Below are 24,288 nucleotides of genomic sequence, written 5' to 3'. Positions count from 1 at the left end.
ATTGGGTATATAACTACTGAGTTGGTATTAATTTCCAAAACGCATTTGCATGCCGCCATTTCCTCCACGGCCTTGATTCATCTCTCTCCACTCTTCCATTTTTTTCATCACGGCTTCGTCATATTCTTTCTGCGAAACTACTTTTCCTTTTGCAACCGCTTTAATCTCAACTTTATCTTTTGGGTTTAAAACTACTTTTGAACACAAAATAGTGGTGCGTCCATCATTTACTTCCAAAATTAATCCAGGCAAACCCCAATAGCCTTCAGGTCCTTGACTCACTGGGATTTCGGGAGTATACCAAGCAGTGATTACGATTTCTTTTGGCACCTCAACAGCATCCAAAAAATTGGTTTTTTTCTCCTCAGTAGGTTTTACTCCTTCTTTCTTTTCAGCATCATCTTTACGAGGACGCATATTTCTAAAATCGGTAGCACTTGGTTTCTTGATAGCGGTTGCTTTGTAACAAGTATAGCCACCAATCACACGAGTTTCTGCTTCCATTTTCCAATTCAAACTAGTTAAGAAATCTTTTACCATAAATTCTTTTCCCATAAACTCTTTGTCGTTGCTGTATTGCTTGTCTTTTACGTTTTTATAATACGTTCCGCCACCTCCTGCTAAGCTTGACATCATTCGGAATCCGCCACCTGCTTGATTTGAAGCCTCTAATTTTTCTTCTTCTTTATAAATGGAAGCCGTTTTGTTAAAGTTGAGAATAAATGTTTTTTCGAACATTTTTTTCATTCGTTCTTCAATCATTTTTTGCATGTCAGGCGTCATGTTTTTGTTGCCTTCCATTCTGGATTTAAAATCAGAAGTACTCGTTTTACTTTCATAAACAGCCATTCCTTGAAATTCCTGCGCTTGTAACCCTAAAAAGGAAACTACTGCGATTACCAATGTTAAAATTAATCTTTGCATCTTGATGGTTTTTAATAAATAAGAGTAGATATTAGTATTTTTGTTACAACGATACTGTTAAATAAATACTAAGACAATCAATTACGCTTTTGGTTTAATTGTACTTTTACTTTATGAAAAAATTAGTTTTTTTGACCCTATTTTACTGTTCAGCAATAGGTTTTTGTCAAAATCAGAAACCAACTGTTACAAGATTGAACACGATTGCTGTTGATGCTGATGATTTTTTAGGATACGACTCCTTTGGTTTTTATTACACCCTTAAAAATGATGTTTTTTCAAAAATTAATGGGAGCGAAAGATTGGATTACAAAAACATTTCTTTGGGGAAAATCACAAAAGTCGATCTACAAAACCCTCTCAAATTAGTTTTATTTTACGAGAATTTTAATACGGTTATTACTTTAGATAATCAATTGAATGAGACACAAAAAATAAATTTTTCAGAAAGTCCAATACCAATAGTGGCAACAGCAGTAGGTATAGCTTCTCAAAACCAGATTTGGGTTTATAACAGCATGAATCAACAAATAGGCTTGTACGATTATTTGAATCAAAATTACAAAACACTTGCGACACCCTTAAGTGAAAACATTATATTTTACAGTACTGATTTCAATTTGTTCCAATGGATTGATGCGACAAACAACTGGTACGCGTGTGATATTTTTGGAAAAATAAAAAAAATACATAGCACACCTGATTTTGATTGTATTGCCCTTTTATATGACACCCAATACATTTATTCTAAAAGCGGAGAATTATACTTTGTTGATGTAGCAAAAGAACAAAAAATACAATTGGTAATTTCCGAAAAAACGTTTGTCAAATTTCATTACAAAGACCAAATTTTATCTATTTTTACAACCTCAGGAATTAGCAATTATAAAATCACAATACCGTAATGCACATAGCAATAGCAGGAAACATAGGTTCAGGAAAAACAACTTTAACCCGATTATTAGCGAAACAGTTTAAGTGGGAACCGCATTTTGAAGATGTAGTTGACAATCCTTATCTAGATGATTTTTATCATCAAATGGAACGTTGGTCCTTTAATTTACAAATTTATTTCTTGAACAGTCGTTTTCGTCAAGTGATGCAAATTCGCGAAAGCGGGAAAAAAATCATACAGGACAGAACCATTTATGAGGATGCGCACATTTTTGCTCCCAACTTATATGCGATGGGTTTAATGACCAATCGTGATTTTCAAAATTATTCTTCTTTATTTGAATTGATGGAGTCAACCGTTAAAGCACCCGATCTACTGATTTATTTAAGAAGTTCTATTCCTAATTTAGTGGGACAAATACACAAGCGTGGCCGCGAATACGAAAACTCCATATCAATTGAGTACTTAAGCCGTTTGAACGAGCGATACGAAGGCTGGATACAAACCTATGACAAAGGAAAATTATTGATCATTGATGTAGACAATATCAACTTTGTGGACAATCCAGAGGATTTAGGAAACATTTTTAACCGTATTGATGCCGAATTGAATGGGTTGTTTTAGAATAACAAAAAAAGATAACCTAATATTATAAAACATAAATGCCTCGCAAAATTGCAAGGCATTTTTTTATTATATAATATGCTGTTTTACTTCACAACATCGATTTTGGCTTTTACTTCAGCTTCTGTACCTTCAAAAACCTCTGTTGTTGTTTTTCCGTTTACTATTTTTGTTACTTTCCCAACAGTCTTTCCATCTGTAGAAGAGATACTTACGTTCACGGTTTTTTTCTCGTATTTACTGGTATCAAAACAATGTGTTTTTTGATATTTATATTTACCATTGGCATCAAAATTTGCCAAACATTTTGCTGTTTGTTCAGGTGTACATCCGTTTTCTTTACACATCGCTTCACATTCTGTTTTAGTCATGTTAGCCATTTTTGAAGGGTCACATTTGCCCATACTGTAAACCATTTCTGTTTTTGAATGAGCAGCGCAACAGGACTTAACTGTAGCTACATCTGAGTTACCATTTCCTAAAATGGGAGCAATAACCAAACCTATTAAACAAGTCAATTTGATCAAAATATTCATAGAAGGTCCTGAAGTATCTTTGAAAGGATCACCAACTGTATCTCCAGTAACCGCTGCTTTGTGCGCATCAGATCCTTTATAGGTCATTTCACCATTAATCATTACTCCTGCTTCAAAAGACTTTTTGGCATTGTCCCAAGCACCACCAGCATTGTTTTGGAAAACAGCCCACAAAACACCCGAAACTGTAACTCCAGCCATATAACCACCAAGCATTTCTGCTATTAATTGGTTGTTATCTGAATACACTAACTTGCCTAAAAGTACAATGGCAATTGGAAAACCAATAGTCAAAACACCTGGTAACATCATTTCGCGCAAAGCGGCTTTGGTAGAAATATCAACGCATTTAGCATATTCAGGTTTTCCAGTACCTTCCATAATTCCTGGAATTTCTCTAAACTGGCGGCGTACCTCGTACACCATATCCATAGCTGCTTTTCCAACTGAATTCATGGCTAGGGCAGAGAAAACTACCGGAATCATTCCACCTACAAATAGCATGGCTAAAACTGGCGCTTTGAAAATATTGATTCCGTCTATTCCTGTAAAAGTTACATACGCAGCGAATAAGGCTAGTGATGTCAATGCTGCCGAAGCAATAGCAAATCCTTTTCCTGTTGCTGCTGTTGTATTCCCTACCGAATCTAAAATATCGGTTCTGGTGCGTACTTCTTTAGGCAATTCGCTCATTTCTGCAATTCCGCCCGCATTATCAGATATAGGTCCAAAAGCATCGATTGCTAATTGCATCGCTGTGGTTGCCATCATTGCTGATGCCGCCAAAGCCACTCCATAAAATCCTGCAAACGCATATGAAGACCAAATCGCTGCTGCAAATAATAAAACCGTTGGGAAAGTTGAAATCATTCCGGTTGCTAATCCAGCAATTACGTTGGTACCCGCTCCCGTACTTGATTTTTGTACAATAGCCATAACCGGTTTTGTACCTAAGCCCGTATAATATTCAGTAACCGATGAAATAACCGCACCTACAACCAAACCTACAATTGTGGCGTAAAAAACACGCATAGATGAAATTTCTTTAGTTCCTTCTCCAAAGAAATCCATTTTCATGGTTTCTGGTAACATGTATTGCACTAGAAAGTAACAAGATACTAAAGTCAAACCTATCGAAACCCAATTACCAATATTCAAAGCCTTTTGTACTTGCGCTTCTTTGGCATTGTCATCTGTTATTTTAACCAACATGGTTCCGATAATTGAAAATAAAATTCCAAAACCGGCAATTGCCATTGGTAATAAAATGGGTCCAATACCACCAAAAGCATCTGGAATACTTCCACCCATATCTTTGATCACATAATTCCCTAGCACCATAGCTGCCAAAACCGTGGCTACATAAGAGCCAAATAAATCGGCTCCCATTCCGGCAACGTCACCCACATTATCACCAACATTATCTGCAATTGTAGCGGGATTACGAGGATCATCTTCTGGGATTCCTGCTTCTACTTTACCTACTAAATCAGCACCTACATCGGCGGCTTTAGTGTAAATACCGCCACCAACTCTTGCAAATAATGCTATTGATTCCGCTCCAAGTGAAAAACCTGCTAATGTTTCAAGAACAATGGTCATGTCTTCTGTTGAAGTCCAGACACCATTCATAAAAAAATGAAAGAAAAATATAAAGAAAGTAGTCAAACCTAATACCGCTAAACCTGCAACACCAAGCCCCATTACGGTTCCACCACCAAAAGAAACTTTTAAAGCTTGCGGCAAACTCGTGCGAGCAGCCTGTGTAGTTCTAACATTTGTTTTGGTGGCTATTTTCATTCCCATATTTCCTGCCAAAGCAGAGAAGAATGCACCAAAAATAAAAGCTACTACTATTAATATATGTGTTGTGGGAACAATAAACGAAATACCAGCCAATGCAATACTGGCTCCAATAACAAAGAAAGTCAATAATCGATATTCTGCTTTGAGGAAAGCCAAAGCGCCTTCGTAAATGTAATCTGAAATCTCTTTCATCTTACCGTCACCTGGATCTTGTTTTAAAACCCATGCTCGTTTTGTAAACATAAATGCCAGTCCAATGAATGCCATGGCGATTGGCAAATAAATCATAATTGTATTCATAATTTTGGTTTGGTTTATAGTTAATACTTATTGTGTAACCAAACGAATTTAAGCAAAAAAGCAATACTCCAAACGGAATATTGCTTTTTTTACAATTATTATGCTAAATTATTACTTAATGCTAAATAAACCTTCTGGTTTGTTTTCGATAGCATTAAAGCGTTCTGTACATTCTTTGATGATTGCGTATGCTTCATTTACATCTCCCCAACCTTCAACATCTACTTTTTTGTTCTCAAGATCTTTGTACACTTGAAAGAAGTGCTCAATTTCTTTTAATAAGTGAGGGTTAATGTCTGAAAGGTTTTCTAATGAATTCCAGATTGGATCAGAAACAGGTACACAGATCACTTTTTCATCTGGTCCTTTATCGTCTGCCATGTGAAATACACCAATAGGTTTTACTTCCATTACGCAACCAGGAAAAGTTGGCTCGTTTACCAAAACTAATACATCTAATGGATCTCCATCTAATGCTAAAGTTTCAGGGATAAATCCATAATCAGCTGGATACATCATTGAAGAGAATAACATTCTATCAAAACGCATTCTTTTTATTTCGAAATCATATTCGTATTTATTTCTACTTCCTCTTGGTATTTCGATTAAGACATCGAAAGTTGTTAATTTGTCTGCAGTCATTTTAGTTTTTCTTATCTATAATTATCCTGCAAAAGTAATCAAACGATACGTTTTTGCAATGAAAATTAAAGGTTATCTCTTCAATAAATTTTAAAAAAACCTACTTTTAATACGTAATGGTTCTATTTCGTTTCTTCAAGTAATGATGCCACAATAAATAAGTCGCATAGGACCTATATGGACTCCATTGCTGTGCGTGTGCATACATGAGTTCTTTGTCATGAATGTCCAGTAATTCTTTTAAGGTATTGACAACTGCTATATCACCAAGTGGCAACACATCTGGTGCCTGCAAGCAAAACATTAAATAAATATCTATTGTCCAGTTCCCAATGCCTTTGATTTTGATGAGTTCTTCCCGAACTTCCTGAGCGGTTTTAGCTGGCAAACTTTCTAGATCAAGTTCTTTATTTAATAGCGCTGTCGCCAAAGCTTTTATATAAGACGTTTTTTGTCGGCTTACGCCAAGATTCCTAAAATCGGCATCAGATACATCAAGAAGAATTTCGGGTGCCATCGTTTTTAGAGTAGTTTTTATTTTCAAAAAAGTGGCTTTCGCTGAATCAATAGAAACTTGCTGTTCCAAAATTAACAATACCAAAGTCTCAAAACCTTGTGGTCTTTTGGGAACAGTTGGCAATCCATAATTTTCAATAATTGACTTGAAAATGGCATCTTTTTCTAAAAGGTAGTCAATGGCTTCTTGCATAATTTGATTTTTTAGCCCGGATTACTTCACTTAACATCTATTTTTAATAGGAGTTCAGTGAACTTCGTTTGAAGTGAAAATCCTTTTATCTCGTTTTTTAACGAGATAAAAGATTGTAACGAATAGCCGGAATAGCTCCTAGAAATTAAATCCAAAAGAGCCTTTTACCGTAAAATTATTGGCCCCTGGCGTGTTGAGATAATTACCTCTCCAAGCAAAATCAATACGGAATACTTTAAAAATATTTCCAATACCGGCGCTGTATTCCCAGTAACCTCTTTCTGGCGCATTGTAAACCAAGCCGGATGCATTTATTGCTCTATTACCATCAGTAACAGAACCGTATACTCCACGCACTGCTATAATTTCTCTCCAATTGAGCTTGCGCATAAACGGAATTCTAGAAAAAATACGGCCATTAAAGTTGTGATTCCATTGTAAGGTTATGTACTCATCTGAAACGAACTCGTAGAAATTAAGATTGCTAAAAGTGTTTTCGATAGTAAAATACGTTTGATTTCCTGGAATTACGCTCAACAAACCAAGCGGAATTTCTCCAAAAGTCTTCCCTACCTCCATGATTAAATTTGTTCTTCCTAGTGGACCAATAATGATAGGCTGCTTGTAATACAATTGCAACTTATCATATTTAAAATCACTATCCAAAAGTCCCTTAAAACCATGGCTATAATTGACAAAGAAGCGGCTATATGGACTATCAACAATACTACGCTCTACGCCAAAACCAATTGTTTTACGTTTTGGAGAAAACTCAATTTGAAGGTTGGCTTCAGATTGCTTTACATCACTTTTGGTCACCTGATTTGCACTATCTGTAAAATAATCCAAACTAAAAGTAGAAGATGCCGACTCAAGAGTACGATATGAAACCCCAGCTTGAATCACTACGTTTTTAATAGGTTCTATCTCTAGTGCAATATTAGTTAAGTTAATGTTAGTCAGCTTCCCATTACTTCCTGATGAAAAAACCGCTGACGAAGCAAAACTACGTCCCAAAACATCATTGGTTGTGGTTAAGCTCGCGCCTATTTGCTCAATGTCACGCCTGTTTCCTCCCGAAATAATGATTCGGTTTTTCTTATCGACCATCCATTTTCCCGAAACGCCGTATTTAAATTTATTATCATCAAAACCGTAAGCAGTATAAGCTTGAAGTCGCCAAGGATCATTAGGTCCAAAATACGTTCTACCACCTGCACGCAATCGTATTCCTTCAACTTCATTGAATCCAAAGGATGAAAAAACAGGACCAAAATCAAAATTTTTAAATTCGACGTAGCCGCTACCAAGTATAGAAACTAGGTTGTACAAGCGTTTGAATTTATTAACTGTTTGTAGGGTATCTAACATTTTATACACCCCTAACTCGTCTTTACTTAAATTCTCAAATCGGTTATCGTCCCAATATTCTTCTGATTTGTTATAGACTTCATCATCCATATAATTGACTTCGTCTTTGTAAAAAGATGCCGGCAAGGGTTTGTTGAATTGATGATTTCTAAAATAAGTAGTTCGTTTTCCATAGACTCCTTTTGAATCTTCTTTTTTATTCAAAGCAAAGTCAGACATTAAATAATCCTTTGTCAATAAAAAAACGGAGTCGCTAACTACCTCAAATTCTTGTTCGATATAAATGTCTTTTACCCAGTTAATATTAGCACTTTTAGTCACTGCCATATTAATTTTCTTGATAGCATAAGTAGAATCGTTTACCCAAAAATCACCTTTAAAAGTCAACTCGTTTTTTCTTCTTGGATAAAAAACAATATTATAACACCATTTTTTATCAATATAAGCGCTATCACGAAGTACATAATTATACACATCAATACCTGTTTTAGACAATGGACTCGTAAAACTTTTGTCAAAAAAAGTTAAGTGATTGTTGTAAATGTTATAATCCGAATATAAATCTTTAACAAAAGCTAATATTTGCTGATTGCCATTAAATCCTGATGTTTTGCTGGCTTTTATTTTATCTTTTACTTTCTTTAAAACATTATCTCCATAAACATCATTAAGAGATTCATTAATAAAAATAGGCAAGTACGTTTTACCAGTAACTCTTGAAGTATCCATTTGATTGAAGATAAACTCCATGCCCTTGAAAATTTTATTTTTCATGAAAGCACTATCAATGGAGTTCATGTCAAATTCTATTTTCTCGTACTTTTCCATTTGGTATTGATCAAACTGGTACAAACCGTTTTTACGTTTTCGTTCCCAAATTTTTCTCAAAATATCCAGCGCAGGATTGTTTTTCTTTGAAGTCTTACCAGCAAAAACCACAACTTCATTTAAACTTTCGGCCTCATTAAGAGTGATTTTAAAATTATAGTTAACTGCTTTTTCTAAGGTAATTTCTCTTTCCGAAAAACCTACTGAGGAAACTAACACAACGGTATACGTCTTTTGGGATTCCAAATAAAAATTCCCGTCTTCATTTGTAACGATTCCTTCACTTGATCCTTTAAAAACTACATTGGCAAACGGAATCGGCTGATTTTGTTTGTCCACCACAATACCGCTTATTTTGGTTTGCGCCAAGACATTATGGAATACACCACAAAAAAACAAAGTCAAAATTAAAAGATACTTTTTCATAACAAATAAAAAAAACTTCACCAATAGAAACCATTGATGAAGTTATTAAGGTTAAAAATTATAAATACCAACTCCATCAACAAGAGTTGTACATTACATTTTATTTATACATTACTTTCTTTACCGCTTTCACAACGTCACCAGCATTAGGCAACCATTCTTTCAATAAAACCGGAGAGTAAGGCGCAGGAGTATCAGCCGTTGTGATACGTTGAATTGGTGCGTCTAAGAAATCAAAAGCACGCTCTTGAACAATATACGTAATCTCAGAAGCCACACTTGCAAAAGGCCAAGCCTCTTCAAGAACTACCAAACGATTTGTTTTTTTAACCGAAGTCAAAATCGTTTCATAATCCATCGGACGTACTGTTCTTAAATCAATAATTTCACAAGAAATTCCTTCTTTTGCTAATTCGTCAGCAGCAATATGAGCCTCTTTGATAATTTTACCAAAAGAAACAATTGTTACATCAGTACCTTCTCTTTTAATATCAGCAACTCCAAGCGGAATAACATATTCTCCATCTGGCACTTCACCTTTGTCACCATACATTTGCTCAGATTCCATGAAAATCACAGGATCGTTATCACGAATAGCCGCTTTTAATAATCCCTTTGCATCATAAACTGTAGATGGAACTACAACTTTAAGACCTGGAGTGTTTGCAAACCAGTTTTCTAAAGCTTGAGAGTGTGTTGCTCCTAATTGCCCAGCAGAAGCTGTTGGCCCACGAAAAACAATAGGCACATTAAATTGCCCACCACTCATTTGACGCATTTTGGCAGCGTTATTAATAATTTGATCAACCCCAACCAAGCAAAAGTTGAAAGTCATATATTCTACAATTGGTCTACAACCATTCATTGCTGATCCCACTGCAATACCTGAAAAACCAAGCTCTGCAATAGGAGTATCAATCACTCTTTTTTCACCAAATTCTGCAAGCATCCCTTTTGACGCCTTGTAAGCACCATTGTATTCAGCAACCTCTTCACCCATTAAGTATATGGACTCATCGCGACGCATTTCTTCACTCATCGCTTCGCAAATAGCCTCTCTAAATTGTATCGTTCTCATATTATATGTTGTATGTATCTAATTTTCGAAAAGCAAAAATAAATATTTTAAATCACTTAAAAGCATAAAACATACTAAATTAATTCAGGATTTACACGGATGATTTTTAGGAGCTTTTTCCGGCTCTACGCTGTATCTTCCTGTGGCTAAAGGAGCCACAAGAAGGATGCCGCTACTATCCGGGCTACGAAAACGTTGTAATTTTAAAAAAATATTATGCACGCATAGTATATTATTCAAATTAATATTTTAAATTTGTAAAAGAAATTAAGATTAATAAAAAATATAGGTATGAAAATATTAGTTTGCATCAGTCACGTTCCTGATACTACATCAAAAATTAACTTTGTCAATGGAGATTCTGAATTTGACACAAACGGTGTTCAATATGTAATTAACCCAAATGACGAGTTTGGTCTAACACGTGCTATCTGGTTTCAAGAGCAACAAGGTGCTACTGTTACTGTTGTAAATGTTGGAGGTCCTGATACTGAACCTACTTTAAGAAAAGCTTTAGCAATTGGTGCTAACCAAGCTATTCGTGTTAACGCAACGCCTACTGACGGATTTTTTGTGGCTAAACAATTAGCCGAAGTAATCAAAAACGGAGGATACGATATTGTTATCGCTGGAAAAGAATCATTAGACTATAACGGCGGAATGGTACCTGGAATGATCGCTGGAATTTTAGGTTATAATTTCCTAAACTCTTGTACTAACTTAACAGTTGATGGAACTGCTGTAAAAGCAGTACGTGAAATTGATGGTGGAAAAGAAACTGTTGCCACTACATTACCATTAATTATTGGTGGACAAAAAGGACTTGTAGAAGAAAAAGACTTGCGTATCCCAAACATGAGAGGAATTATGACTGCAAGAACAAAAGCTTTGACTATCCTAGAACCAGTAGACGCTACTGTAAACACAAAAGCAGTTAAGTTTGAAAAACCTGCTCCTAAATCAGCTGTGAAACTGGTATCTGCAGATAATTTAGATGAGTTAATTAACTTATTACACAACGAAGCAAAAGTAATCTAACTGTCATAAAGTCGAATGTCGAAAGTCGAAAGGAAAGAAAGTAACAATAACTTCCCTTTATGACTTTAGACTTTAAAACTTTAAGACTAAAATAAAAAATTATGTCAATATTAATATACGCGGAGTACGCAGAAGGAAAATTTAAAAAAGTAGCATTCGAACTAGCTTCTTATGCGAAAAAAGTAGCTGAAACTTTAGGCACAACGGTTACTGCTGTTACTGTTAATGCAAGTGATGTATCTGAATTAGCAAAATACGGTGTAGACAAAGTTCTTAAAGTAAACAATGATAAATTATCTGGTTTTACTGCAAAAGCTTATGCTGACGTTATTAAGCAAGCTGCACAACAAGAAGGTTCAAAACTAGTTTTATTATCTAGCACTACAGACAGTATTTACTTATCATCACTAGTTGCAGTTGCACTTGAGGCTGGATTTGCTTCAAACGTGGTAGGTTTACCAGTTTCTACAACCCCTTTTCAAGTAAAAAGAACGGCTTTTTCAAACAAAGCTTTCAATTTCACACAAATTGATACCGATGTTAAGATCTTAGGCTTAGCTAAGAATTCGTATGGTATTTTTGAAAGTCCAGTCGCAGCAACCGAAGTAGACTTTAATCCAACAATCGGTGAAAATGATTTTGGGGTTAAAGTAGAATCTGTTGAAAAAGGTTCTGGAAAAGTTTCTATAGCTGATGCTGACATTGTAGTTTCAGCAGGACGTGGACTTAAAGGTCCAGAGAACTGGGGAATGATCGAAGAACTAGCAACAACGTTAGGAGCAGCAACAGCTTGTTCTAAACCAGTTTCTGATTTAGGATGGAGACCTCACGGAGAGCACGTAGGACAAACAGGAAAACCGGTAGCCACTAACTTATATATTGCTATTGGAATTTCAGGTGCCATACAACATATTGCTGGAATTAACTCTTCTAAAGTTAAGGTAGTGATCAATAGCGATCCTGAAGCACCTTTCTTTAAAGTTGCTGATTACGGAATTGTAGGTGATGCATTTGAAATTGTACCTCAATTAATTGAAAAATTCAAAGCCTTTAAAGCACAAAACTAATAAGGAAAAAGAAATCATTACAACATTTTAAATGCTACTTAAATCAAGATATTTGTATCTTTGCTTTTAAGTAGCATTTCTTTTTACGGGAAACGCTAGTTACTTTTAATTAAAAAAAAAGTACTTTGTACTTTTCCATCAACACAATTATGAGCTTAGTTAAACTATCTATAAAAGGAATTTCATACAGTCAAACTCAAAACGGAGCCTACGCTTTAATCTTGAACGAGGTTGACGGCGAAAGAAAACTACCCATTGTAATTGGTGCTTTTGAAGCCCAATCCATTGCCATTGCATTAGAAAAAGAAATAAAACCACCACGTCCTTTGACCCATGATTTATTCAAAAATTTTGCAGAACGCTTTGATATTGTAGTAAAACAAGTAATCATTCACAAACTTGTAGATGGTGTTTTCTACTCTAGTATTATTTGTGAAAGAGACAAAATTGAGGAGATAATTGACGCTCGAACTTCTGATGCTATAGCTTTGGCGCTGCGTTTTAAAGCTCCTATTTTTACTTATAAAAATATTTTAGACAAAGCCGGTATTTTCTTAAAAACAAATCCACTTGATCCCAACAAAGACAATCAAGACCTAGACGATGTATTATCAAATCCAGACACTTTTGGTCATGAGGACGAATCTAATCAAGCCGGAGATACCTATTCTAAACATACTTTGCCAGAGCTTCATGATTTACTAGATCAAGCTGTAACAAATGAAGATTACGAAAAAGCGGCAAAAATACGTGATGAAATTTCAAAACGATAAAACAAGAAATCCATAAAGGATCCTAATTTTTTAGAATTGGCAATACTAAAACTGTGAAACATTTATTTGAAAACTGCTTTGTTAAATCCTATATTTGATTGCAATTACCTATAAATCAAACTATGAAAACAAAACTTGCCTTACTCCTACTTGTATTAGGATGCAGTACTGATGCTTTTTGCCAAGACATCTATTTGCATTGTGGAAAAATATTAAACACCTTAACTGGAAAAGAACTGGTAAACCACACCGTAATTGTTTCAAAAAATAAGATTATAAAGATTCAGGAAGGTTTTGTATCGAAATCTCAACCAAATGATATCGAAATAGACCTTAAGAAAAAGTACGTTTTACCAGGATTAATTGATCTTCACGTTCATATTGAGGGCGAACACGACACTAAAAGCTATATGTCTAAGTATCTAGAAAACGAAGCAGACATTGCTTTTCAAGCTGTTCGTTGTGCCGAAGTAACCTTACTTTCAGGGTTTACAACAGTACGAGACTTAGGCGGTACAGGTGTAAATATTTCTATTAGAAACGCGATTAATAAAGGCATTGTAAAAGGGCCACGTATTTTTACAGCAGGAAAATCTATAGCTACTACAGGCGGTCATGCCGACCCAACAAACGGTAGTAATCGTAAACTAGTAGGTGATCCAGGACCACATGAAGGAGTAATAAACTCACCCGAAGAGGCTGTAAAAGCAGTGAGAGAGCGCTATAAAGAAGGTGCCGATGTGATTAAAATAACTGCAACTGGCGGAGTGTTAAGCGTTGCAAAAAGCGGCAAAAATCCTCAATTCACTTTAGAAGAAATAAAAGCAATCACCTCAACAGCTAAGGATTATAACATGCTAACTGCTGCACATGCTCATGGTGACGAAGGTATGCAAAGAGCAATCATTGGCGGAATTAAAACCATTGAACATGGTACTTTTATGAGTGAGGAAACGATGGAGTTGATGAAAAAATACGACGCTTATCTTGTTCCTACTTTAACTGCGGGAAAAGAAGTAGAGAAAAATGCTGAAATAAATGGATACTATCCTGAAATTGTAGTCCCAAAAGCAAGAGAAGTAGGTCCACAACTGAAAGCAACTTTTGCAAAAGCATATAAAAAGGGCGTAAAAATTGCCTTTGGCACTGATGCAGGTGTTTTTACACACGGAAACAATGCAAAAGAATTTGGTTATATGGTAGAAGCCGGAATGCCCGCGCTAGAAACAATACAAGCCGCCACAATTACAAATGCATCCTTATTAGGAATAGCTGATACTGTAGGTCAAATAAAAGAAAATTTTCTTGCAGATATCATTGCTGTTGATGAAAGCCCTATTACAACAATAAAAACACTTGAAAAAATAGTTTTTGTAATGAAAGACGGTAAAATTTACAAAAACTAACGTTTTGAAACACTAAACATGAAACAATATTTAGACTTGGTACAACACGTTATGGAAAACGGTTGTCAAAAAGGAGATCGCACGGGAACGGGTACAAAAAGTGTTTTTGGGTATCAAATGCGTTTTGACTTAAACGAAGGTTTCCCTATGGTGACCACAAAAAAACTTCATTTAAAATCGATTATTTTTGAGTTGCTATGGTTTTTAAAAGGAGATACCAATATCAAATATCTTCAAGAAAACGGAGTGAAAATTTGGGATGCTTGGGCTGATGCCAACGGTGATCTTGGACCAGTATATGGCAGGCAATGGCGTAACTGGAATAATGAAGAAATTGATCAAATATCAGATTTGATAAAGGAATTAAAAGCAAATCCTAACAGTCGTAGGATGTTAGTTTCAGCATGGAATCCCTCAGTTCTACCAGATACTACAAAATCATTTGATGATAATGTTGCCAATAATAAAGCCGCATTACCCCCTTGTCATGCCTTTTTTCAATTTTATGTAGCAGATGGAAAGTTGTCATGCCAATTATACCAGCGCAGTGCTGATATTTTCTTAGGGGTTCCTTTCAATATAGCTTCTTATGCACTTCTAACAATGATGATTGCACAAGTTTGTAATTTAGAAGTAGGCGAATTCATTCACACTTTTGGCGATGCACACATATACAACAACCACTTTGAACAATTGGAACTGCAATTAACCCGAAGTCCAAGAGCTTTACCACGTATGATCTTAAATCCTAAAATTAAAGATATTTTTGAATTTGAATATAAAGATTTTACACTTGAAGGTTATGATCCACATGACATCATAAAAGGTAGTGTCGCAGTATAATAAGAACAGTATAAGTAACCATTTAAAATACATACGTTATGAAACAAACAATTCTTATTCTGACCCTCACATTTCTAATCAACAATTTAGTGAATGCTCAATCTTGTGTAATAGCTAAAAGTTTTACTGGACATAAAGAGGCGATTTTGGGAATTGCTCAATCCCCTAATGGAAAATATATTCTATCAGGTAGTGACGATAATCTTGCTTTTATGTGGGATGAATACGGTAAAATTATTGACACAATAAGCGTACACAAGAAAAGTGTAAACGATGTAGCTTTTTCACCAGACAATAAACGTTTTATTACAGGAGGCTCTGAAGGAACATTTGTAATTTGGAGCATAAACGGAACTGAAATAAAAACAGTTTCTGCAGACAAAGTATATGTAAAAACTGTTGTTTATTCAAACGACGGAAAATATATTTTAAGTGGTGGTGGTGACAATACTGCAAAATTATGGACAGCAGATGGCACACTTATCAGAACATTCAAAGGACATAAATGCACAATTTACCAAGCCTCTTTTTCTCCAAATAACAAATCAATAATACTTGCAAGTTGCGACAATACCGCATCGATTTGGAATATAAATGGAAAAAAATCTATGATTTTAAAATGGCATAAAAGTGGAGTAAGTGCAGCGAGTTTTTCACCAGACGGAAAAAATATACTTACAGCAAGCTTCGACAAAACAGCTGTTATTTGGAATTTAAACGGAAAGCCTAGTATCATTTTAAAAGGACATTCTGGTGAAATAAATCAGGTAGAGTTTTCTTCAGACGGCAAGTATATTTTAACAGGTAGTGAAGACGGAACTGCCAAACTATGGAATATTAAAGGCAAACTTATTAAGACATTTGAAGAAAAATTTGAAACACAATATACCGCCGCAACATTTTCTAGTGATGGACAATTTGCAATTGTTTCTTCAAAGGATAACAACATAGATTTTTGGCATCTGCCCAAATAAACGGAAATAACAGGTACATAGAATTTGAGCAATTACCTTGATGGGAAATTGGTTTGTATTTGGGATGATTTACTTCGTCAATTCGCTATCGTTCGAATGGCATAACCGAAAATATAACTTAATTTAGTACAAACCTAATGTAGCACCAAAACGTTATGGTTTAAACAACTAGAACACTGTTTTCATTTCCAGCAAAGGCATTCCATCGGTAGGAGTCAGCTTCGGGCTCATTGACATAGTTTCCGTCTACTAGATATTTAAATTCATAATCAGCATCTTTATTCAAATCAAAGACTCCCTTAAAGATACCACTCTTTAATTTACTTAAACTGCCTTGAGTAGGATCCCAATTATTAAAATCACCTACAACAGCCACTTGTTGAGCTGTTTTAGCAGAGAAAGAAAAAGTAACTTTACAGACAGGTTTCGCTTTAATAAATTGTTTCTTAACAGACATAACTATTTCATTTATAGATTTATACAACAAAGTAAGTGAAAATTAACGAACATACAAACGCTCATTATTAGAATTTCTAAAATGCTTCAAACAGTGTTAATTTTTAAACTTTTATATATTTTTACAGGCATAAAATTTTGAATTCAAAAATCGTGAATCGATTGCGTTCAAAATTATACGTTTTCCAATTGATTCATTTTAAGAAATAAACTTTATCTTTATACATTAAAAGCATAAAAAAATGGAACGAGAAATACACGAACAATACGAATATGCAAGACGCAGAATCAAGCAAAAAAAACGACTTTACTTTCATTTTGTTCTCTTTGTACTAAGTAGTTTATTGTTATTTACTTTGAAACATTTATTTGAGAATTCTTTTATTTCAAATTGGTACTTGTACATCATTACAGTATGGTTATTTTTATTTACGCTACATTTTATAAAAATATTTATCACAGATCGTTTTATGAATAAAAGTTGGGAAAGAGAACAAATTGACAGATTGGTTGCCTTACAAAAAAAGAAGATAGACCAATTACAAACTCAAATTAATAATAACGAATAATAATAACCTGATAACATTATGATCATAATGATTGCTGCCGTTGCAGATAACAATGCTTTAGGAAAAAACAACGATTTAATGTGGCATTTACCAGATGATTTTAAGAGATTTAAAGCGCTAACATCAGGTCATCATATTATAATGGGTAGAAAAACATTTGAAAGTTTTCCTAAACCATTACCTAATAGAAAACACATCATTATTACCCGAGACAAAAAATACGAAGCAAATGACTGTATTATTGTAGATAGTCTTGAAAAAGCACTAGATCATTGCCCCGAAAATGCAGACAAATATATTATTGGTGGAGGAGAAATATACAAACTAGGACTTCAATACGCAAATCAACTTGACATTACAAGAGTACATCATGACTTTGAAGCAGATGTTTACTTTCCAGAAATAGATTTAAACATCTGGAAAATAAGTGCAACCGAATATCATGCTCCCGACGAAAAACACCAATACGCATTCACATATCAAACATACATTAGAATTTAAAACAAAAAAAAACATCCTTTTCAGGATGTTTTTTTTTAGCAATTGGTTAAAAGTGGTGAACTACTCTAGAAAGAGTATTTGATAACATAAAATAAAAATTACAAACATTAATAATATACCAGATATGGCAATAATAATGTTTGAAAACCTTTGAGAGTACATCTCAAAGTAGCCTTTAATACCAAATACCACGAAGGTACTAAAGACGAAAAAAATTAAAATTTCCAAAAACAAATTTAATCCTAAGAACGTATGTTGCGTTTTAACCTCTATACTGCTTTGTAGAACAGTACGCTCAAAAAATCTAACTAGAACAAACGAGATAAGTAACGCAAGAACTATCCATTTGCTTTGGTCCACCATTTGTCTTTTAACCATTTATTATGCTTATTTCTTCGGTACAAATGTGTAGATTAAAATTCACCTCCACAATACCCACTTTTAGTGATATTTTGATTTTTTTGTAAAAAAATGAAAGAATCTTTTTTCAATACGTTAAAAAAATAAATCTTGAGTCAAATTTTAGAAACACATTACTAGTTCATTTAGATTGTATTATATTTGTACAAACAAAAAAAATGTCACAAAAAATCACTCCATACAAGGATTCTTCTCTAGGTAAAAAAGAACAAGTTGCGCAAATGTTTGACACCATTTCTGGAAATTATGATAGCCTCAACCGTGTTATCTCTTTTGGAATAGACATCAAATGGCGCAAAAAAGTTTTGCAAATTGTTGCTAAATCTAAGCCTAATACAATTTTAGACATTGCAACAGGAACTGGAGACCTTGCTATACTAATGGCTCAAACCAAGGCAGAAAAAATCATTGGCCTAGACATATCTGCAGGAATGCTTGAGGTGGGCGAACGTAAAATTGCTGATAAGAATTTGACTAAAACTATAGATATGGTTTTAGGCGATTCAGAAAACATGCCCTTTGAGGACAATTATTTTGATGCCATAACTGTTGCTTTTGGAGTAAGAAACTTTGAAAATCTTGAGAAAGGTCTTTCGGAGATTTTGAGGGTACTAAAACCAAACGGCGTTTTTGTTATTCTAGAAACTTCGGTTCCCGTGAAAACTCCCTATAAACAAGGCTATAACTTTTACAGTAAAAACATACTACCACTAATAGGAAAATTATTCTCAAAAGACAACGTAGCATACGGCTATTTATCAGAATCGGCAGCAGCTTTCCCATATGGCGAAGCCTTAAACAATATTTTAAGAAAAACTGGGTTTATAGATGTTGTAGCTTTACCACAAACTTTTGGGGTTGCTACCATTTATTCAGCATCTAAAAAATAATATGAAAAAAATAATTATTGCCCTATTTTTAACTGGAATTATTACTGGAAATGCACAGAATTCAAAAGGTATTTTCAGCAAAGACCCCATTATAAATCTTGAAAATTTTCAACAAAAAAAGGTGTATTTTGGATTTTTCTTGGGTTTTAATACTTTCGATTTTAAAATAGACTATAAGACAGAAACTCCTGATATACTTGTAAAAAAGACCACAGGATTTAATGTTGGTATTGTAGGGGATTATAAACTACATGAATATATCAATCTGCGTTTTGAACCAGGATTGTATTATTCTAAAAGGGATTTAAACTACCCTAATTTTTCTAATCCAAGTGATGCATTAAGAGAAGTAAACAGCACATACATACACTTCCCTCTTTTATTAAAATTCTCATCTTTAAGAACAGGGAACATTAGACCTTATGCACTCGGCGGGTTATCTGCAACACTCAACTTATCCAGCAATTCCAAATTAATGGACGATAACTTACAGCAAAGGTTTAGGGTAAAAAGCTGGACTACAAATTACGAATTAGGATTTGGGATTGATGTATTTTCAGAATACTTTATCTTCTCGCCTTCCATTCGAGGTGTTTTTGGAATCAATGATGAGTTAATTAGAGACAATGACGCTAATAGCCCGTGGACTAGTAATATTGAATCCTTAAAGTCTCGAGCTATTTTAATCAATTTTACATTTCATTAAAAAAAATAGGTCAAGCTCAAAGATATCTTATTAGCCTCTACAGAATTCACTCAAAACAATTGCTGTAGCGGTTGCTACATTAAGACTTTCTGTTTTTTGTACAGCTCCAAATCTTGGTATTGTGAGTCTACTTGTAATTTTAGATTCTATTTGTTGTGATATTCCATTGGCCTCATTACCCATTACTATGATACCTTGTTTAGGCAAGGCACTTTGATAAATGTTTTCGCCATTCATGAATGTTCCGTAAACTGGTAATTGAGTTTGAGATAAGAACAAATTCAAGTCAACATAATTCACATTTACTCTTGAAATAGATCCCATTGTGGCTTGAACCACCTTTGGGTTATAAAGATCAACTGTTTCTTTTGAACAAAGTACTTGTTGAATTCCAAACCAATCACACAATCTTAAAATAGTCCCTAGATTACCTGGATCTCTAATTGCATCAAGTGCAAGAGTCAAACCCGAGGTTTTAATTTCTTTTTCTATGGGCATTTTAAATACTGCTAAACAAGAATTAGGAGTAGCTAGCGCTGAGATTTTCTTCAAGTCTTGATCTTGCAACATCGTTCTTATGGCGGGAGAAACGGTTTCAAAATCATTTAAGGTAGTATACAAATGAACTAACTCAAAATTTGAATCTATTAGCTCTTGAACACCCTTTACCCCTTCGGCAAAAAATAATTGATGGGCTATTCTATATTTTTTTTGCTGTAAACTCGTTATAAGTTTTATTTGGTTTTTACTAACCATAAAAAAATGTACTTTTGAATTAAATATATTAAGACCTCTTGAAAAAAATTTCTACAAAAATAACTGCATTTATTCTAATTGCAATACTTATTTGTGCCTGTAACGCTGTAAAAAGAGTTCCTGAGGGCAAATTATTGCTTACAAAGAATGAAATAACGGTGAATGATAAAAATGTTTCTGATGAAACTATTTTCAATCAATTGTATCAAAAACCAAATAGCACCTTACTTGGATACCGATTAAGACTTAATTTATACTCTATTGCAAATTTAAATCCTGATTCAACTTATCAAGCTAAATTTACCAATAATCCCAACAAGTACAATCGTAAATCAAAATGGCTTTCTGCAAAACAGGTTGACCGATTAGGCAAATCTTTCTGGTACCATGGCATTCATGATTTTTTAAAAACTACCGGAGAGACGCCCGTTATTTTAGACAAAGAAAAAGCAGATAAATCGTTATTCAGATTGAAATATTATTTTTTTAATAATGGTTTCTTCAATGTAAACGCATCATATGTTATTGACACACTTGAAAGAAAAAAAAGGGAAAATTAAATACAATATTATGTCTGGTTCAGAATATACTCTGGACACTATAAAAACAACAATATTAACACCTGCACTAGATTCTTTATATACTTCTATAAAAAGCGCAAGCTTCATTAAAGCTGGCAATACGTATAAGACAGTGGATTTTGAAAATGAAAAAAACAGAATCACAACTCATTTTAGAAACAATGGCGCTTATTATTTCCAGCCAAATTATATCACATTTGATGTAGATACTATAAAAAAAGTCAATAAAGCAAACATCAATTTATTGGTTGCAAATTATTCATACCAAATGAATGACAGCACTAAAACGGAACCGTTTAAGCTATATAAAATTAGTGATGTAAAAATATATTCGGATTACAGCCCTAATTTGAATTCGTTTCAAATCAAAGACAGCGTGACGTATAATGGCTTTACAATTTACAGTCAAAACAAACTTAAATACAAACCAAAAGCCATAACTAATGCACTTTTTATAACAAAAGGAGGATTGTATGCCGATAATAAAACCGTACTGACAACACGCTATTTGAACAATCTTAAAATCTTTAATTATCCCTCTATACAATATGAGGTTGATAAGAGAGATACTACTGCGCATTCTCTTATTGCTAAAGTATTCTTGACACCACGAAAAAAATATAGTTTTGGTACCACTCTTGATGTGACACATTCTAACATTCAAGATTTTGGTGTTGGGGTTAGTATCTCTGAAACTGTGCGCAACGTATTTAATGGTGCCGAAACATTAGAACTGGCAGTGCGCGGCAACATTGGCTCCTCTCGAGATTTAGCTAATCCGAATAATAATTTTTTCAATGTATCTGAATATGGTTTAGATCTAAAACTAAATATCCCAAGGATTTTTATGCCTTTCAGAACCGAAAAAATCATCCCAAAAAGCATGATTCCTTCAACATTGATTACGGTAGGTTTTGCTAAGCAACAAAACATTGGACTTGATAAAGAAAACTTTACGAGTACACTATCTTACAATTGGACTCCACAAAAAAACAATACAGCACGATTTGATTTGCTCAACACACAATTTGTACGAAATTTAAATTCTCAAAATTATTTCAATGTTTACAAATCATCCTATAATGCTTTAAATAACATTAGTAAAGAATACAACACCAATAGTACTTATTACGATAACCCAACATCAAAAAATCTTCTTATTGAAAGAGGTACTTCGGGATTTACAAATGATGTATTGAGCAATAGTGGCACATTTTTAAAACCTATAGAACCTACTGATTTTCAATCTGTAAAAAGCATTGAAGAAAGAAGACAAAGATTAACCGAAAATGACTTTATTCTAGCTACAAATTTCACTTTTTCAAAAACTACTAAGAAAGATATAACTGATAATACCTTTTATTTATTTAAAACCAAAATTGAATCTGCAGGTACATTATTGTCTGCATTTGCATCTTCAACAAAACAAAAAAGAAATTCTAATGGCAACTATGAAATCTTTAATCTAGAGTATTCAGAATACATTAAAACTGAGTTTGATTACATCAAACATTGGGAACTTACAAAAGATAAAGTAATTGCATTTCGATCTTTTTTTGGTATTGCTATTCCATTTGGCAACTCTGACAATATCCCTTTTTCACGAAGTTATTTTTCGGGAGGATCCAATGATAATAGAGCGTGGCAACCCTATGCACTGGGACCAGGAAGCAGCGGAGCAGTAAATGATTTTAATGAAGCCAATATGAAAATTGCCATAAGCGGTGAATTTCGATTTAAAGTTCTTGGCGATTTAAAAGGTGCTTTATTTGCAGATGCCGGAAACATCTGGAACGTACTAGATAATGTTGAAGATGAGAAATCTACGTTTACCAGTTACCGAGATTTTAAGGACATCGCAATAGGCTCTGGCTTTGGACTTAGATATGACTTGAGTTTTTTTGTTATCCGTTTTGATTTAGGTTTTAAAACCTATAACCCAGCCAATGAAACAAATAAAAGATGGTTTAGAGAGTACAACTTTACGAACTCCGTTTTAAATTTTGGTATAAATTATCCGTTCTAATACTATTTAATTCCTATTTTTGCAGAACTAAAAACTAAAAAAATTACTTAATATTAACACTATGGCACACAACATAAAACCAGGAGTAGCAACAGGAGATCAAGTTCAAGAAATCTTTAACTATGCTAAAGAAAAAGGATTTGCATTGCCTGCAGTAAACGTAACTGGCTCAAATACAATAAATAGCGTTCTTGAAACAGCCGCTAAACTAAATGCTCCCGTAATCATTCAGTTTTCTAATGGTGGAGCACAGTTTAATGCTGGTAAAGGATTATCTAATGCTGGAGAAAAGGCAGCCATTGCTGGTGGAATTGCTGGTGCTTTGCACATTCATACACTAGCGGAAGCCTATGGTGCAACGGTAATTTTACATACTGACCATTGTGCAAAAAAATTATTGCCTTGGATTGATGGATTATTAGACGCATCCGAAGCACATTTTGAAAAAACAGGAAAACCTCTGTACTCATCACACATGATTGATTTATCTGAGGAGCCAATTGAAGAAAACATCGAAATTTGCAAAGGTTATTTAGAGCGAATGAGCAAAATGGGGATGACTCTTGAAATTGAACTAGGTATTACAGGTGGTGAAGAAGACGGTGTAGACAACTCTGATGTAGATAGCTCAAAATTATACACTCAACCTGAAGAAGTTGCTTATGCTTATGAGGAACTTTCTAAAATAAGTCCTCGTTTTACAATTGCAGCCGCTTTTGGAAATGTACACGGAGTATACAAACCAGGAAATGTAAAATTAACTCCAAAAATCTTAAAGAATTCTCAAGATTTTGTTCAAAATAAATTCAACACAGGTCACAACCCCGTTGATTTTGTTTTCCACGGTGGATCAGGATCTACACTTGAAGAAATTAGAGAAGGAATTAGCTATGGTGTTATCAAAATGAATATCGATACTGATTTGCAATTTGCATTTACAGAAGGCATTCGTGATTATATGATTAAAAATATTGATTATCTAAAAACACAAATTGGTAATCCAGAAGGGGCTGACGCTCCAAATAAAAAACATTACGATCCAAGAAAATGGTTGCGTGAAAGCGAAATCACTTTCAATACAAGATTGGAGCAAGCATTTGCTGACTTGAACAACGTGAATACATTATAATAAAAAGTTTAAAG

General features: G+C 34.1%; 23 protein-coding genes. 15 read left to right on the top strand and 8 right to left on the bottom strand.

What is annotated here, in order from left to right:
- Nucleotides 1–27 precede the first annotated feature (27 nt).
- Complete coding sequence (locus tag K5V07_RS02440) at nucleotides 28–924, bottom strand: GLPGLI family protein (protein WP_221916238.1); 897 nt, start codon at nucleotides 922–924, stop codon at nucleotides 28–30.
- A gap of 113 nt (nucleotides 925–1,037) precedes the next feature.
- Here K5V07_RS02440 and K5V07_RS02435 point away from each other — a divergent pair, with 113 nt between their 5' ends.
- Nucleotides 1,038–1,829 (top strand): hypothetical protein, encoded by a 792-nt coding sequence (locus K5V07_RS02435; RefSeq protein WP_221916237.1) that lies wholly within the window; start codon nucleotides 1,038–1,040, stop codon nucleotides 1,827–1,829.
- Nucleotides 1,829–2,443: a deoxynucleoside kinase gene (locus tag K5V07_RS02430; RefSeq protein WP_086453323.1), complete on the top strand. Its 615-nt coding sequence runs from the start codon at nucleotides 1,829–1,831 to the stop codon at nucleotides 2,441–2,443. The genes K5V07_RS02435 and K5V07_RS02430 overlap by 1 nt, the downstream gene beginning before the upstream one ends.
- A gap of 86 nt (nucleotides 2,444–2,529) precedes the next feature.
- On the opposite strand, the gene K5V07_RS02425 is transcribed toward K5V07_RS02430, so the two are convergent.
- The 5 genes from K5V07_RS02425 to K5V07_RS02405 all read right to left on the bottom strand — a co-directional run bounded on the left by K5V07_RS02425 (nucleotide 2,530) and on the right by K5V07_RS02405 (nucleotide 10,139).
- Nucleotides 2,530–5,085 (bottom strand): sodium-translocating pyrophosphatase, encoded by a 2,556-nt coding sequence (locus K5V07_RS02425; RefSeq protein ID WP_221916236.1) that lies wholly within the window; start codon nucleotides 5,083–5,085, stop codon nucleotides 2,530–2,532.
- A 111-nt stretch (nucleotides 5,086–5,196) separates the two neighbouring features.
- Entirely contained in the window at nucleotides 5,197–5,727 is a 531-nt protein-coding gene (locus K5V07_RS02420) for an inorganic diphosphatase (RefSeq protein WP_144891548.1), read from the bottom strand.
- 106 nt (nucleotides 5,728–5,833) lie between these two features.
- Nucleotides 5,834–6,436 (bottom strand): DNA-3-methyladenine glycosylase, encoded by a 603-nt coding sequence (locus tag K5V07_RS02415; protein ID WP_221916235.1) that lies wholly within the window; start codon nucleotides 6,434–6,436, stop codon nucleotides 5,834–5,836.
- A gap of 138 nt (nucleotides 6,437–6,574) precedes the next feature.
- Nucleotides 6,575–9,061, bottom strand: coding sequence for a DUF5686 and carboxypeptidase-like regulatory domain-containing protein (locus tag K5V07_RS02410; RefSeq protein WP_221916233.1), 2,487 nt, complete (start codon nucleotides 9,059–9,061; stop codon nucleotides 6,575–6,577).
- A gap of 100 nt (nucleotides 9,062–9,161) precedes the next feature.
- Nucleotides 9,162–10,139 (bottom strand): pyruvate dehydrogenase complex E1 component subunit beta, encoded by a 978-nt coding sequence (locus tag K5V07_RS02405; protein WP_144891543.1) that lies wholly within the window; start codon nucleotides 10,137–10,139, stop codon nucleotides 9,162–9,164.
- 291 nt (nucleotides 10,140–10,430) lie between these two features.
- On the opposite strand from K5V07_RS02405, the gene K5V07_RS02400 reads away from it, so the two are divergent.
- The 6 genes from K5V07_RS02400 (at nucleotide 10,431) to K5V07_RS02375 (ending at nucleotide 16,240) form a co-directional block, all read left to right on the top strand.
- Entirely contained in the window at nucleotides 10,431–11,177 is a 747-nt protein-coding gene (locus K5V07_RS02400) for an electron transfer flavoprotein subunit beta/FixA family protein (protein WP_221916230.1), read from the top strand.
- Nucleotides 11,178–11,278: 101 nt separating this feature from the next.
- The gene (locus tag K5V07_RS02395; protein ID WP_221916228.1) at nucleotides 11,279–12,244 is read left to right on the top strand and encodes an electron transfer flavoprotein subunit alpha/FixB family protein; all 966 of its coding nucleotides are present in this window, start codon (nucleotides 11,279–11,281) and stop codon (nucleotides 12,242–12,244) included.
- Between the two features lie 149 nt (nucleotides 12,245–12,393).
- Nucleotides 12,394–13,017, top strand: coding sequence for a bifunctional nuclease family protein (locus K5V07_RS02390; protein WP_144891536.1), 624 nt, complete (start codon nucleotides 12,394–12,396; stop codon nucleotides 13,015–13,017).
- 122 nt (nucleotides 13,018–13,139) lie between these two features.
- Nucleotides 13,140–14,423: an amidohydrolase family protein gene (locus K5V07_RS02385; RefSeq protein ID WP_144891534.1), complete on the top strand. Its 1,284-nt coding sequence runs from the start codon at nucleotides 13,140–13,142 to the stop codon at nucleotides 14,421–14,423.
- 18 nt (nucleotides 14,424–14,441) lie between these two features.
- Nucleotides 14,442–15,266: a thymidylate synthase gene (locus tag K5V07_RS02380; protein ID WP_221916227.1), complete on the top strand. Its 825-nt coding sequence runs from the start codon at nucleotides 14,442–14,444 to the stop codon at nucleotides 15,264–15,266.
- 38 nt (nucleotides 15,267–15,304) lie between these two features.
- Nucleotides 15,305–16,240, top strand: a complete 936-nt coding sequence (locus K5V07_RS02375) for a WD40 repeat domain-containing protein (protein ID WP_221916225.1) — start codon at nucleotides 15,305–15,307, stop codon at nucleotides 16,238–16,240.
- Nucleotides 16,241–16,400: 160 nt separating this feature from the next.
- Here the strand turns inward: K5V07_RS02375 and K5V07_RS02370 are convergent, their stop codons facing one another.
- On the bottom strand, nucleotides 16,401–16,697 hold the full coding sequence (locus tag K5V07_RS02370; protein WP_221916224.1) for an isoamylase early set domain-containing protein: 297 nt from the start codon (nucleotides 16,695–16,697) through the stop codon (nucleotides 16,401–16,403).
- Between the two features lie 241 nt (nucleotides 16,698–16,938).
- Here K5V07_RS02370 and K5V07_RS02365 point away from each other — a divergent pair, with 241 nt between their 5' ends.
- From K5V07_RS02365 to K5V07_RS02350, 4 genes are all read left to right on the top strand, one after another.
- Nucleotides 16,939–17,265 carry a 2TM domain-containing protein gene (locus tag K5V07_RS02365; RefSeq protein WP_182649526.1) on the top strand — a complete coding sequence of 109 codons (327 nt, stop codon included), beginning with the start codon at nucleotides 16,939–16,941 and terminating at the stop codon, nucleotides 17,263–17,265.
- 18 nt (nucleotides 17,266–17,283) lie between these two features.
- On the top strand, nucleotides 17,284–17,766 hold the full coding sequence (locus tag K5V07_RS02360) for a dihydrofolate reductase (RefSeq protein ID WP_221916223.1): 483 nt from the start codon (nucleotides 17,284–17,286) through the stop codon (nucleotides 17,764–17,766).
- A 578-nt stretch (nucleotides 17,767–18,344) separates the two neighbouring features.
- Nucleotides 18,345–19,076, top strand: coding sequence for a bifunctional demethylmenaquinone methyltransferase/2-methoxy-6-polyprenyl-1,4-benzoquinol methylase UbiE (gene ubiE / locus K5V07_RS02355; protein WP_221916222.1), 732 nt, complete (start codon nucleotides 18,345–18,347; stop codon nucleotides 19,074–19,076).
- 1 nt (nucleotide 19,077) lies between these two features.
- Nucleotides 19,078–19,782: a porin family protein gene (locus K5V07_RS02350; RefSeq protein ID WP_221916221.1), complete on the top strand. Its 705-nt coding sequence runs from the start codon at nucleotides 19,078–19,080 to the stop codon at nucleotides 19,780–19,782.
- Between the two features lie 30 nt (nucleotides 19,783–19,812).
- On the opposite strand, the gene K5V07_RS02345 is transcribed toward K5V07_RS02350, so the two are convergent.
- Entirely contained in the window at nucleotides 19,813–20,538 is a 726-nt protein-coding gene (locus K5V07_RS02345) for an RNA methyltransferase (protein ID WP_221916220.1), read from the bottom strand.
- 38 nt (nucleotides 20,539–20,576) lie between these two features.
- Between K5V07_RS02345 and K5V07_RS15050 the strand changes: the two genes are divergently transcribed.
- From K5V07_RS15050 to fbaA, 3 genes are all read left to right on the top strand, one after another.
- Nucleotides 20,577–21,098, top strand: coding sequence for a hypothetical protein (locus tag K5V07_RS15050; RefSeq protein ID WP_370632442.1), 522 nt, complete (start codon nucleotides 20,577–20,579; stop codon nucleotides 21,096–21,098).
- A gap of 10 nt (nucleotides 21,099–21,108) precedes the next feature.
- Nucleotides 21,109–23,145, top strand: coding sequence for a BamA/TamA family outer membrane protein (locus K5V07_RS02340; protein WP_370632441.1), 2,037 nt, complete (start codon nucleotides 21,109–21,111; stop codon nucleotides 23,143–23,145).
- A 61-nt stretch (nucleotides 23,146–23,206) separates the two neighbouring features.
- Nucleotides 23,207–24,274, top strand: a complete 1,068-nt coding sequence (gene fbaA, locus K5V07_RS02335) for a class II fructose-bisphosphate aldolase (RefSeq protein WP_221916218.1) — start codon at nucleotides 23,207–23,209, stop codon at nucleotides 24,272–24,274.
- The last annotated feature ends 14 nt before the right edge of the window (nucleotides 24,275–24,288 follow it).

The sequence above is a fragment of the Flavobacterium sp. CHNK8 genome, assembly GCF_019774515.1.
Taxonomy (GTDB): Bacteria; Bacteroidota; Bacteroidia; order Flavobacteriales; family Flavobacteriaceae; genus Flavobacterium; species Flavobacterium tiangeerense.
The sequence above is the reverse complement of the archived record's forward strand: the minus strand, read 5'-3'. Positions and strand labels throughout refer to the sequence as shown.